This window comes from Rhizobium sp. BK661 (assembly GCF_024808825.1).
Lineage (GTDB): Bacteria > Pseudomonadota > Alphaproteobacteria > Rhizobiales > Rhizobiaceae > Rhizobium.
The window spans coordinates 208,338-220,755 of record NZ_JANTYT010000004.1; the positions used below are offsets into that span (position 1 = coordinate 208,338).

Below are 12,418 nucleotides of genomic sequence, written 5' to 3' on the forward strand. Positions count from 1 at the left end.
TCGACATCACGCAAAACTGCGGCGCTTGCGGGAAACCGCTTGGGTATCCTCGACAGCCGGAACGGTCTGAAGCACGCGCTTGGCGGGCAGGATGGCGATAACTTCGGTGCCTTCGCGCAGCTTCGATTTGAGGATGAACTGGCCGTCGTGCTTGGCGAGGATCGCCTGAACGATCGGCAGGCCGAGGCCGGTGCCTTGTTCCGCGCTCTTGATCGCGATCGAGCCCTGGCCAAAAGCGGACAGGACCACCGGAATTTCATCTTCCGGAATACCGGGGCCGTTGTCCTTGATGGAGATGTATTGGCCGCCACCGGCGGTCCAGCCGACCTTGACGTGGATTTCGCCCGATTGCGGCGTGAACTTCACGGCGTTCGAAAGCAGGTTGAGGACGACCTGGCGAAGCGATTTCTCATCTGCCCAGACGGCGGGCAATTCGGGCTCGAACTGCTGCGAGATGGTGATGTTCTTGCCCCGAGCCCTCAGTTGCACCATGCCGATGCAATCTTCGGAAATGTTCAAAAGCGAAATCGCTTCCTCGCTGAGTTCGTATTTGCCAGCCTCGATGCGCGAGAGGTCGAGGATCTCGTTGATGAGATTCAGCAGATGCTCGCCCGAGCGGTGGATGTCGCTGGTGTATTCCTTGTAGGTCGGGTTGTTGAGCGGCCCCATGACCTCAGCTGACATGACCTCGGAGAAGCCCAGGATGGCATTGAGTGGCGTTCTCAGCTCATGCGACATTGAGGCGAGGAAACGGGACTTTGCAAGGTTTGCTTCCTCGGCCCGGCGGCGGGCCTCATCCGACATCGATTTTGCGACTTCGAGTTCGGCGATCAGGTCGTCCTTTTCTGCCTGATAGGCGAGAATCTTGAGGTTGGATTGGAAGAGCCGGTCGGCGATGTAGTTGAAGAAAATGACGGTGGTTGTGAAGATGGCGGTCAGGCTGATCTCGAGGATTTCTCGGGACAGACCGGCCTTGGCGACCAGGCCGAGGACGACAGGGGCGAAGGTTATCAGCACCGACGGTGTCAGCATGAAATTCGACATGGCCGTCACGGAAAGTGCGATCAGTAGCGTAGCGCCCTTGTAAAGCAGGAAGCTCGACGGCTCGCATACGGCGCAGTCCTGCAGAGCGAACACTGCCCAGCAGCAGCCGACCATGAGTTGGCCGAGCAGGAGAATGCGGCGCCAGCTGCGCGCGGTTGTCGCGTTGATTTCCTGGCTGCGGGCGCGGCGCGCGATGAAGACGTTTGCCGCATGGGCTGTCAGTGTCAGCAGCGCCCACAGAAAGATCTGCGTGTCTTCCGTGAAGTAAACGCCGAATGCGGCAATGATGATGACGAAGAGCGGGACGATCGAAGCGCCCTGCAGGACGGCATTGACATACATCACCAGTACGTCGCGATCGAACCCGCCGCTCGCGGCGTGGCTCGATTGCAGGCGTTCCCGCGTCAGCCGAACAGCCTTCGATACAGGCTTGTTCCGGTGACTGCGTGACTTGTCGACGATGTTCTTATCGGTCGATGTGCTAACGCCAGTACTCATTGTGCACGTTGAAACTTGATCCGCGGGTCTCTACACCCTAAAGCCCAATCCTTAAGATGATGTTAGCCATCTTTGCCAAGGATTTGTTTCTGAAGGAGGCGAAAGCGTGACGCGCGGTTGGCGGGTGATGCGCGACGGCGTGACGGCGCTGGCTTTGCTGGCGTTCCTGTGGCTGATTGCGGCGAAGTTGAACGACAAGACAGAAACGGTCCATTCCGGACAATTTCATGCCGCGGATGGTGACAGTCTGAATCTCGGCAATGAGCGGATGCGGCTCTACGGCATCGATGCACCCGAGTTGAGCCAGACATGCGAGCGGGCAGGTGGAGTATGGACCTGCGGTCAGGAGGCGAAGCGGGCATTGCAACGTCTTGTTGGGGCGGTCGATACACAGTGCGCTGGAACGGAGCGGGACCGTTTTGATCGCCTGCTTGTGATCTGCCGGGCTGGCGGCGTCGATTTGAACGCCGTGATGGTGCGGAGCGGCATGGCGGTGTCCTATGGCGCTTATGGTGACGAGGAGAGGCAAGCGAGAATGGAAAAGGTCGGGCTCTGGGCTGGGACGTTTGAGACGCCGCGCAGTGTGCGCGAGCATGCGCCAAGATCGAATGTGCGGGGAATAGCGGGATTACTCGGATGGTGACTGACGAAGGCGCGCCGGACGAGCGCGCGCTGGATCGCCTTCGGCAGGAGATTGCCGCCTGCCGGATCTGTCGTGACGCACCGTTCGGCGGGCCTGGTGCGCGATTGCCACATGAGCCGCGGCCGGTCGCGGTCATCTCTTCCAAGGCGAGGATATTGATCGCGGGGCAGGCGCCGGGGCTCAAGGTCCACGACACAGGTCTGCCGTTCAACGACGCATCCGGCGACCGCCTGCGCGATTGGCTGCATGTCGATCGGGAGACGTTCTACGACCGCGACCGTTTCGCCATTGTGCCGATGGGTTTTTGCTTTCCTGGCTACGACGCCAAGGGAAGCGACCTGCCGCCGCGGCGGGAATGTGCGCCGCATTGGCGGAGTAGGGTGATTTCGGCAATGCCGCAGATCGAACTGGTGATCGTGGTCGGCCAATATGCGCAGGCTTGGCACATGGGCCGGGAGCGCCGCGAGACTATGACCGAGACGGTGCGGGCCTGGCAGACGGCCCTTTCGCGTCCGGGCTCGCCGGTCATTTTTCCGCTGCCGCATCCTAGTTGGCGAAATACCGGCTGGATCAAACGCAATCCTTGGTTCGCAACAGAGTTGTTGCCGACGTTGCGCGAGCGGGTTGCGGCATTGCTGTCTGAAACAAAATTCTTTTAAACTCCCGGAATCGCGCTATACAGAGAAAATAATTCGAAGGGGCTTTGCCGTATGGACCGTCTTGACCGTAAGATCCTGCGTCTCTTGCAGGAGGATTCGACTTTGGCTGTGGCCGATCTTGCCAAGAAGGTCGGGCTCTCCACAACACCTTGCTGGCGGCGCATCCAGAAGATGGAAGAAGACGGCGTCATCAAGCGCCGTGTGGCCATCCTCGATCCGGAGAAGGTCAACACCAAGGTCACGGTGTTTGTATCGATCCGGACGGCAACGCACTCGATCGAGTGGCTGCGACGCTTTTCGGAAGTCGTCGCCGACTTCCCCGAGGTCGTCGAGTTCTATCGCATGAGCGGCGATGTGGACTATCTACTGCGCGTCGTCGTGCCTGACATCGCGGCCTATGATGCATTCTACAAGCGGATGATCGCAAAGATCGAGATTCGTGACGTCTCGTCTGCTTTTGCCATGGAACAGATCAAGTATTCGACGCAGTTGCCGCTCGACTATATGATCCTCGACAACGCCAAGTCGAACGAGGACTGAGGGCTCCTCAGCTACTCGCTCTGGCGGAGATTTCTCAGCCGGTCGAACAGAACCGCGAGTACGATCGCGCCACCGATGAAGGTACCTTGCCAGAAGGCGTTGATCCCCAATAGTCCAAGGCTGTTGCGGATCACCTCGATCAGCGCCGCGCCAACGATGGCGCCGAACGCAGTGCCGACGCCACCGGCTAGATTGGCGCCGCCGATGACGGCCGCGGCGATAACTTGTAGCTCCATGCCCGCACCGATGTTCGTGGTCACGGCGCCAAGCCAGCCCGTCTGGATGATGCCGGCGACCCCGGCCGAGAGTGCCGAGATCATGTAAACGGCGACCTTGATCTTCCTGACGGGCACGCCCGTCAGCGTTGCCGCGTGCTCGTTTCCACCGATGGCGAACACATAGCGGCCAAACCGGGTCCAGCGCAGCACGAAGCCGGTGAGGAGGGCCAGCACTGCCATATAGAGCACCGGATTGGCTATGCCGAAGAACCATGCGCCGCCGCCAAGCGCCAGCAGCTTGTCGTGGTCCGGGCCAAACTGGAAGACAACGGTGTTGTTCGAGGCAACCATCGCGAGGCTGCGGGCAATCGACAGCATACCAAGGGTGACGACGAAAGGCGGGAACCCAAGATAAGCGATCAGGAGGCCGTTGAAGGCGCCCACGACGAGCGCCGTGCCGATCGAAGCCGCAATGCCGGTTCCGATGCCATAGCCGGCATGCATGGTGACTGCCAATACCATGCTGCAGAGGCACAGCACCGAACCGACCGAGAGGTCGATGCCACCGGTGACAATCACAAGCGTCATCCCGAGCGCGATGATCGCGACGAAGGTGACATTGCGGGTGATGTTGTAGAGGTTGGTGGGGGTAGCAAAGGAGCTCGTGGCGAAGGACAGGAAAATGCAGGCGAGAACGACGGCGACGAGGACCCAGAACGTCTGGCTCGCAAAGACTGACGACAGCCAGTTACGCTGCTTCTGCGCTATCGTTTGATCGAGGGTTATTGCCATGGTCGACCTTCGTTCGCTTGCATCCGGTGCTTGTTCACACCTGTTCGATTGCGCCGGTTATGAGCCCCGTGACTTCCTCCGGCGAGCTTGCCCCGATCTGCTTGTCGGCAACCTTGCGGCCGCGCCGCATAACGATCACCCGATCAGCTACCGAGAAGACGTCGGGCATGCGGTGGCTGATCAGGATGACGGCGATGCCGCGATCGCGCAGTTGGCGGATGAGGGAGAGGACCTCCGCAACCTGACGAACGGAAATGGCGGCCGTCGGCTCATCCATCAGCACAAGCTTCGCCTCGGCCAGCATGGTGCGCGCAATCGCGACGGCTTGGCGCTGGCCGCCCGACATCTGCTTCACCAGGTCGCGCGGGCGTGTCTCCGATTTCAGTTCCTTGAAGATTTCGCCGGCGCGCTTGTACATCGTCCGGTAGTCAAGAATGCGCAGCGGGCCGAGGCCGCGGCGGAGTTCGCGGCCAAGGAATACGTTGGCTGCGGCGGTGAGGTTGTTGCAGAGCGCAAGTTCCTGATAGACGATCTCGATGCCGCGCTGTCTCGCATCGATCGGCTTGTGAAGGATGAGATCCTGACCATCGAGCCGCATCGCGCCATGGCTCGGCCGAAAGTTGCCGGCGATCATTTTCACGAGTGTCGATTTGCCGGCGCCATTGTCGCCCATCAGCCCGACGACCTCTCCCGCTTCCAGTGAAAACGAAACGTCGTTGACCGCCTGTATGGCGCCGAAATGTTTTGATATGTTGGCGAGCTCGAGAACTGCCACCAGCCGTCTAGCCTCCTAAAGCCGAAACCCCTATTTCGGGCCGTGATGTAGCTCGCCAGTTCCTCCCTCGCGAGCCGTTGCAACATTACCCAGAACCGCGCGAAACCGTCAATCGGATGCTGCTAATTTACGGGCTCCGTTACAATTATTCGTTTTGTACTACAATTCGATTGACGCGCGTAGGTGTCTGTATATTAGCTATTGGTGGAGGAGAGTATGCTGATCCTTGTCACCGGTGGAACGGGCAAGGTCGGGCAGCACTTCATCGCTGGGCTGCTCGACGATCCGCGATTTTCAAAGGCGCGCATTCGCGCGCTTTGTCATAATCGCTTGTGCCCAGAAACCGAGCGGGTCGAAACCCTCCGAGGCTCGATCAGCGATCGCGAGACGGTAACCAAGGCGCTTGCCGACGTCACACATGTCGTGCATTTGGCGACATGCAAGGAAACGCCTGAGGACGTCATGGACGTCACCGTCAAGGGACTTTTCTGGCTACTCGAGGCATTCAGGACGAGCGCCACTGCGCGCCAGTTCATTCTTATCGGCGGTGATGCCGGAATCGGCCATTTCTTCTATCGCCATGAAGCGCCGATCACCGAGGCCACGCCGCACCAAGCCTATCCCGGGTGCTACGCGCTGTCGAAGGTTCTGGAAGAGGTGATGCTGGAACAATTCCAGATCCAGTACGGCATCAATGGCTGCTGTCTGCGTGCGCCCTGGATCATGGAGAAGGATGATTTCAAGTTCACGTTGTCGTTCGGTGATGACGTCTTCGGAGGGCCGGACTGGAAGACGCTTGTTCCGGCGAGCGATGCTGTGCGTTATGCGCGGGAACAGACGATCCCGCTCCTGCGTGACGCTGACGGTCGCCCATTGAAGCGCAATTTCGTGCATGTGGATGACCTTGTTTCCGCGATCCTTGCCGCGCTCGACAATCGGCGCGCCAACGGGGAGCTCTTCAACATCTGCATGGATCGTCCCGTCGACTACGGCGAGGTCGCCGCCCATCTGGCGCGCACGCGCGGGCTCAACTCGGTCGACATCCCAAGCCAGTTCCATTCGAACTGGATGGACAATAGCAAGGCCAAGTACCTGCTGGGATGGCGGCCCGTCTACGATCTGGAAATGCTAATCGACTCGGCCTGGGGGTATATGCGTTCGGAGGAGGATCCTCGCATCGTCTGGTATCCGGGTTGATCATGTGGCGGGCGATGGCGTCCGCCATTTTTAAATGGGAGGAAGCTATGAGGAAGGCATTATTGCTTACAGCCGCGGTGCTGGCGCTGACGGCTGGACAGGCCCTTGCCGCGAAGAAACAGCTGGTCATTGTCGTGAAGGGGCTCGACAACCCGTTCTTCGAGGCAATCAACCAGGGTTGCCAGAAATGGAACAAGGAAAACCCGGACTCCGAATATGAATGCTTCTACACCGGTCCCGCATCGACTTCCGATGAAGCCGGCGAAGCGCAAATCGTTCAGGACGTATTGGGTAAATCCGAAACGGCGGCCATCGCTATTTCTCCGTCAAACGCCAAGCTGATCGCGCAGACGCTGAAGACGGCAAATCCGAAGGTCCCCGTCATGACACTCGATGCCGACCTTGCTGCCGAGGACTCGGCACTGCGCAAAACCTATCTCGGCACCGATAACTATCTGATGGGCGCCCGCATCGGCGAATACATCAAGAAAGCCAAGCCGAAGGGCGGCAAGATCTGCACGATCGAGGGCAACCCCGGCGCCGACAACATTTTGCGTCGTGCGCAGGGAATGCGTGACACGCTGACCGGCCAGAAAGGCCTGACGGCGCTGAAAGGTGAGGGTGGGTGGACGGAAGTTGCCGGTTGCCCGGTCTTTACCAATGACGATGGCGCCAAGGGCGTTCAGGCCATGACCGACATTCTCGCCGCCAATACCGACCTCGATGCCTTTGGCATCATGGGCGGTTGGCCGCTGTTCGGCGCACCACAGCCCTATCGGGATCTCTTCAAGCCGATGGCCGACAAGATCGGCAAGAACGAGTTCGTGATCGGTGCGGCCGACACGATCGGCGATGAAGTCGCGATTGCCAAGGAAGGCCTCGTTACGGCGCTCGTCGGCCAGCGGCCTTTTGAAATGGGCTACAAGGCACCGTCGGTAATGATGGATCTGATCGCCGGCAAGACCGTCCCGGATCCTGTTTTCACCGGTCTTGACGAGTGCACGAAGGACACGGTCGATACGTGCATCCAGAAATAGTTGGGTAGAAGGAACGGCGGGCGGACGAAGATTCTCCGTCCGCTGTTTTCAACACGACTGAGGCGCGGTCATCGTTCGGCGGACTTTCGTTCCACCCTGGCAATGACCTTCTCGCTTGTCAGTTCCCGCACGGCATCCTTCCCGATCCAGCGCGCGGTCCGGTCGCGGGATGCGGCGAGGCTTTCCGCGACCGCGAGTGCCTTCGCGTGGCAATACAGATTGCGTTTGCCCATGTTCCTCAGCGCCCAGTTCACCGCCTTGCGCACAAAATTGCGTGGATCGCCAGCATGCAACTCAATGAGAGGAAGCCACGCCAACAGGGTTTCGTCCGGTTCCTTCTTCATATGAACTGCAGCGCTCGCGATCATGGCAAAGGCGGTTCGCCGAACAAACTCACGATCGTCGGCCGCGAACTCCGATATCAGCGCCTCGAGACGGGCTTCGACATAGAGGTCTGCCGCGGTATCGACGATCTCCCACGAGGCGAAGTCATCGGACCATGTTCTTGCAAGGTCCGGCGTCAACCTTTTAGGTTCGGCCGTATAGAGCGCCAGTAGGCGCGCCTCGCGGACGTTGCTTTGCCAAAGCTCAAGCGAGCGAGCGTGATTTCGCTTCACTATCCTCGCGATCTTTTGCAGATCCGGATTGGAGATCCCAAGCGCGGTTTCGGTGACGATCCCGAAACGGGCCATGCCTGATATGATTTCCTCAGAGCGCAGCGTCCGCAGATGCGCGATGAGCTCTGCTGCGCTGGAGGAGGGGACGATCATTTCTCCAATCGAGCCAGCAGCGAGGACGTATCCCAGCGATTGCCGCCCATGGCCTGAACGTCACCATAGAATTGGTCGACGAGGGCTGTCACTGGCAGCTTCGCGCCGTTGCGGCGCGCCTCGCTGAGGACGATGCCGAGATCCTTACGCATCCAGTCGATGGCGAAGCCGAAGTCGTACTTGCCCGCGTTCATGGTCTTGTGGCGGTTCTCCATCTGCCAGGAGCCGGCCGCGCCCTTGGAGATGACCTCAACTACCTTCTCGATATCGAGGCCGGCGCGCTTGCCGAAATGAATGCCCTCAGCAAGTCCCTGCACGAGACCGGCTATGCAGATCTGGTTAATCATCTTGGTGAGCTGGCCGGCACCGGCCGGTCCCATGAGGCCAGCCATGCGGGCATAGGCATCGATCACCGGCTTCGCCTTGTCGAATGTGGTTTCTTCACCGCCGCACATGACCGTCAACACACCATTCTCGGCACCTGCCTGTCCGCCCGATACCGGGGCGTCGATGAAGGCACAGCCCTTTGCTTTCGCGGCGGCATCGAGCTCGCGGGCAACTTCCGCGCTTGCGGTCGTGTTGTCGATGAGGATAGCGCCCGGCTTCATCGTCAGGAGAACGCCGTCCTCGCCCGTTGTCACCGAGCGGAGATCGTCGTCGTTGCCGACGCAGGTGAAGACGAAGTCCGCATCCTTCGCCGCTTCTGCCGGCGTTGGGGCGGACTTGCCGCCGAATTTCTCCACCCAGGCAGCCGCCTTTTCCGTGGTCCGGTTGTAGACCGTGACATCGTGGCCGCCTTTCACCTTGAGATGGCCAGCCATGGGGAACCCCATTACGCCAAGACCGATGAATGCGACTTTTGCCATGTGTCTATCCTTTCCCGAATGCAGGGCATGAGGATTAGCCGAAAGCACGGCGCCCGAAAAGCCGTCGGAAGAGCCAGCAACATCTGGAGGGAAAAATTTTCCCCGAAAGGGCCGAATGCTGGTTCGGATAATCCCGCAAGCGCCAAAAGATAATAAATATAAATGTCGATCGATTTAATGGGGTTTATCAAGATTGAAACATCGAAACGCTGGAGCGGCGACGGACAAGGCCGACTCCCAACGAGGGAACGACGATGATTTCACGACGTCAGACATTGGGGCTTTTCGGCGCGGCGGCGGCAACGGCGTTGCTCCCCGGGATCAAAGGCGCGCGTGCGGCGGCGACCGAATTTCGGATCGGCTGGCAGAAAAATGGCGTTCTGGCTCTGGCCAAGCGCCGCGGCGCGCTGGAGAAGCGATTGGCTGATCGCGGCATCACCGTCAGCTGGTCGGAGTTCACCTCGGGCCCACCGCTGCTTGAGGCGCTCGGCGCCGGTGCGCTCGACTTCGGCGCGACGGGTGATGTCCCCCCGCTTTTCGCGCAGGCCGCCGGTGGTCACCTCTACTATGTTGGACTTTATCGAGGCAGCCCGGCCGGCTCGGCGATCCTTGTCAGGAAGGACTCGCCGATCAAGTCGCTGGAAGATCTGAAGGGCAAGAAGGTTGCCTTCAAGCGCGGCTCGAGCGCCCATAACGTCACGGTAAAGGCACTGCGCAAGGTTGGGCTCGCGCCTGAGGATATCGAGGGCGTCGATCTCAGCCCAGCGGACGCCGCAGCCGCCTTCAAGAATGGCAGCATCGAGGCTTGGTCGATTTGGGATCCATATCTCGCAATCGCGGAGGCGGATCCGGAAACGCGCATCCTGACAACGGCCGAAGGCATCGTCGACTCCTACAGCTTCTTCCTGGCGAATGCCGAATTCACCGACGCAAACGGCCAGGTCATCACCGATGTGCTTGATGAGCTGACGCAGGTCGGGCGGTCTGCACAGAGCAATCTCGATCAGACAATCAAGGAGCTCTCCGAAATCACCGGCGTGCCGCCCGAAGTGACGCGTGTGACGCTGACGCGAGCTGGGGCCGACCTCGGCAGTGTTTCCGGCATTACGGATGCGGCTGCGGCTTATCAGCAGGGGCTGGCCGATGAGTTCTACAAGCTCGGCATCGTCCCGAAGCAGTTGAACACCGGCGACATCGTCTGGCGCGCCAAGGCAAGCTGATTTCTATTCCGACTAGAAGGCATCATTCCATGACCGGCAAACACGATCCCATCAATTTCCTCTGGTTCATCCCGACCTCGGGGGACGGCGCCTATCTCGGTTCGAACGAGCAGACGCGTGCGCCCGAGATCGGCTATCTCACCCAGATCGCCCAGGCGGCCGATCGACTTGGCTACTCCGGCGTGCTGCTGCCGACAGGCGTCGCCTGTGAAGAATCCTTCGTGACGGCGGCAGCACTTGCCGCCAAGACCGAGAGGCTGCAATTCCTGGTCGCCATCCGCCCGGGCACGGCGTCGCCGGCTTACTACGCTCGCCTGACGACAACGCTGGACCGCATCTCGAATGGCCGCCTGTTGCTTAACATCGTTGTCGGTGGCAGTCCGGAGGAGCTGGCCGGCGACGGCATTCATCTGGCCCATGACGAGCGCTATGCCCATGCCGATGAGTTCTTCACGGTGTTCGAAGAGCTGCTCGAGAAAGGCGTCGCGAGCTATGACGGCAAGTACATCAAGGCAACGAATGCGAAGCTTGGTTTTCCCTCAGTCCAGAACCCGCGTCCGCCGCTCTATTTCGGCGGTTCGTCGGATGCCGGCATTGATTTCTCGGTTGGTCGCGTTGACAAGTACCTGACCTGGGGGGAGCCACCTGCACAGGTCGCCGAAAAGGTCGAGAAGGTGCGCGCGGCCGCTGCGAAAAAAGGCCGTGAGGTGAGCTTCGGCATTCGCCTGCACTTCATCGTCCGCGAGACAGATGAGGAAGCATGGGCGGCGGCCGATCGCCTGATCTCGAAGCTCGACGATGAGACGATCCGCGAGGCACAGGAGCGCTTCGTGAAGGAATCCGATTCGGTCGGTCAGAAGCGCATGGCAGCGTTGCACGGCGGCAGGCGCGACAAGCTGGAAGTTTCACCGAACCTGTGGGCCGGTGTTGGCCTGGTGCGCGCCGGTGCAGGAACGGCACTGGTCGGCTCGCCGAAGACAGTGGCCGCGCGGCTGCGCGAGTATCAGGACGTCGGCATCGATACCGTCATCGGGTCCGGTTACCCGCATCTCGAGGAAGCCTATCGTGTGGCCGAGTTATTGTTCCCGGAACTCGGGATCGCACGCGACGAGCAACGGCACGGCTTCCAGACCGATTTCGCCAAGCATCAGGTCTTCGGTGGCGGCAGCCATGGGGGAAACCTGAAGGTAGTTTCCGGCTCCTGACCCGCCAGATGGCGCCGCCCGCTATCGGGCGACGCTTCTTGATTGATGACCACACCCCCATGCCTCTCCGAAGTTGAGGTGGAGCAAGCAGCAGCGAGGAAAAACCTTCATGTCGACTTTCGACACGCCGATTGGGCGGGCACTAACCGACCGCGTTGAACGCAAGGGAAATATCCGTCTGCCTCTTCCGGGGCGAGATAAGCTGTTGCCCTTCCTCGTGCCCGTGGCGATCATCGCCGTATGGCAACTGGCCTCTTCGGCCGGTTGGATCTCCTCCCGCATCATGCCGTCACCGGCGGATGTAGCCGTTGCATTCTGGTCGACGACCGCCACAGGGCAGTTGCCACACGATATCCTCGTCAGCGCCGGCCGAGCCTTTGCCGGTCTGCTGGTTGGCGGCTCGATCGGTTTCCTGCTCGGCATCGCCAATGGCGTCTCGAAAATCTCCGAGCAGCTGACGGATACGACGCTGCAGATGCTGCGCACGATCCCGCATCTGGCCATGATCCCGCTGGTCATCCTCTGGTTCGGGATCGGCGAAGAATCCAAGTTGTTCCTGACTTCGCTCGGCGTGCTCTTTCCGATCTATCTCAACACCTATCACGGCGTCCGCAACGTCGACCGTGACCTGATCGAAATGGGCCGCGTCTATGGTATGAGAGGCTGGACGTTGTTCAGGAAGGTGATCTTTCCCGGCGCCCTGCCGTCCATCTTCGTCGGCCTGCGCTACGCACTCGGCATCATGTGGTTGACCTTGATCGTATCGGAATCGATCGCTGCTTCGTCCGGTATCGGTCACATGGCGAACAACGCGCGCGAGTTCATGATGACGGACATCGTGGTGCTGGCGCTGGTGATCTACGCCATCCTCGGCAAGCTTGCCGATGTTGTCGCCCGGGCGCTCGAACGTCGAGCGCTCAAGTGGAACCCGGTTTATCAGAAGTAGGAGAGGCG

Annotated in this window: 13 protein-coding genes; 8 read left to right on the top strand and 5 right to left on the bottom strand. The window is 60.1% G+C overall.

Annotated features, from left to right (window positions below; all coding sequences use genetic code 11):
- Positions 1 to 6: 6 nt before the first annotated feature.
- Entirely contained in the window at positions 7 to 1,542 is a 1,536-nt protein-coding gene (locus FHX16_RS11715) for a HAMP domain-containing sensor histidine kinase (RefSeq protein ID WP_183862750.1), read from the bottom strand.
- 106 nt (positions 1,543 to 1,648) lie between these two features.
- On the opposite strand from FHX16_RS11715, the gene FHX16_RS11720 reads away from it, so the two are divergent.
- From FHX16_RS11720 to FHX16_RS11730, 3 genes are read left to right on the top strand one after another with little or no spacing between them, the layout of a single operon-like run.
- On the top strand, positions 1,649 to 2,185 hold the full coding sequence (locus FHX16_RS11720; protein ID WP_183862748.1) for a thermonuclease family protein: 537 nt from the start codon (positions 1,649 to 1,651) through the stop codon (positions 2,183 to 2,185).
- The gene (locus FHX16_RS11725; RefSeq protein ID WP_183862746.1) at positions 2,179 to 2,844 is read left to right on the top strand and encodes a uracil-DNA glycosylase family protein; all 666 of its coding nucleotides are present in this window, start codon (positions 2,179 to 2,181) and stop codon (positions 2,842 to 2,844) included. The genes FHX16_RS11720 and FHX16_RS11725 overlap by 7 nt, the downstream gene beginning before the upstream one ends.
- Positions 2,845 to 2,895: 51 nt before the next feature.
- Complete coding sequence (locus tag FHX16_RS11730; RefSeq protein ID WP_007533095.1) at positions 2,896 to 3,384, top strand: Lrp/AsnC family transcriptional regulator; 489 nt, start codon at positions 2,896 to 2,898, stop codon at positions 3,382 to 3,384.
- An 11-nt stretch (positions 3,385 to 3,395) separates the two neighbouring features.
- Here the strand turns inward: FHX16_RS11730 and FHX16_RS11735 are convergent, their stop codons facing one another.
- Both FHX16_RS11735 and FHX16_RS11740 read right to left on the bottom strand, forming a co-directional pair.
- Complete coding sequence (locus FHX16_RS11735) at positions 3,396 to 4,394, bottom strand: ABC transporter permease (RefSeq protein ID WP_114712870.1); 999 nt, start codon at positions 4,392 to 4,394, stop codon at positions 3,396 to 3,398.
- 34 nt (positions 4,395 to 4,428) lie between these two features.
- Positions 4,429 to 5,172: an ATP-binding cassette domain-containing protein gene (locus FHX16_RS11740; protein ID WP_040674400.1), complete on the bottom strand. Its 744-nt coding sequence runs from the start codon at positions 5,170 to 5,172 to the stop codon at positions 4,429 to 4,431.
- Positions 5,173 to 5,385: 213 nt separating this feature from the next.
- On the opposite strand from FHX16_RS11740, the gene FHX16_RS11745 reads away from it, so the two are divergent.
- Both FHX16_RS11745 and FHX16_RS11750 read left to right on the top strand, forming a co-directional pair.
- Complete coding sequence (locus FHX16_RS11745) at positions 5,386 to 6,366, top strand: NAD(P)-dependent oxidoreductase (protein WP_183862744.1); 981 nt, start codon at positions 5,386 to 5,388, stop codon at positions 6,364 to 6,366.
- 47 nt (positions 6,367 to 6,413) lie between these two features.
- Positions 6,414 to 7,403 carry a sugar-binding protein gene (locus FHX16_RS11750; protein ID WP_019279868.1) on the top strand — a complete coding sequence of 330 codons (990 nt, stop codon included), beginning with the start codon at positions 6,414 to 6,416 and terminating at the stop codon, positions 7,401 to 7,403.
- A 68-nt stretch (positions 7,404 to 7,471) separates the two neighbouring features.
- On the opposite strand, the gene FHX16_RS11755 is transcribed toward FHX16_RS11750, so the two are convergent.
- Both FHX16_RS11755 and FHX16_RS11760 read right to left on the bottom strand, forming a co-directional pair.
- Positions 7,472 to 8,173, bottom strand: a complete 702-nt coding sequence (locus tag FHX16_RS11755) for a DNA alkylation repair protein (protein ID WP_259128377.1) — start codon at positions 8,171 to 8,173, stop codon at positions 7,472 to 7,474.
- Entirely contained in the window at positions 8,170 to 9,039 is an 870-nt protein-coding gene (locus FHX16_RS11760; RefSeq protein WP_183756368.1) for an NAD(P)-dependent oxidoreductase, read from the bottom strand. The genes FHX16_RS11755 and FHX16_RS11760 overlap by 4 nt, the downstream gene beginning before the upstream one ends.
- Before the next feature lie 254 nt (positions 9,040 to 9,293).
- Between FHX16_RS11760 and FHX16_RS11765 the strand changes: the two genes are divergently transcribed.
- From FHX16_RS11765 to ssuC, 3 genes are all read left to right on the top strand, one after another.
- Complete coding sequence (locus tag FHX16_RS11765) at positions 9,294 to 10,259, top strand: aliphatic sulfonate ABC transporter substrate-binding protein (RefSeq protein ID WP_183756369.1); 966 nt, start codon at positions 9,294 to 9,296, stop codon at positions 10,257 to 10,259.
- Between the two features lie 29 nt (positions 10,260 to 10,288).
- On the top strand, positions 10,289 to 11,464 hold the full coding sequence (gene ssuD, locus FHX16_RS11770; protein ID WP_259128382.1) for an FMNH2-dependent alkanesulfonate monooxygenase: 1,176 nt from the start codon (positions 10,289 to 10,291) through the stop codon (positions 11,462 to 11,464).
- A gap of 109 nt (positions 11,465 to 11,573) precedes the next feature.
- A complete protein-coding gene (ssuC, locus tag FHX16_RS11775) occupies positions 11,574 to 12,410 on the top strand; it encodes an aliphatic sulfonate ABC transporter permease SsuC (protein ID WP_183862739.1) in 837 nt (278 codons plus the stop codon).
- Positions 12,411 to 12,418 lie beyond the last annotated feature (8 nt).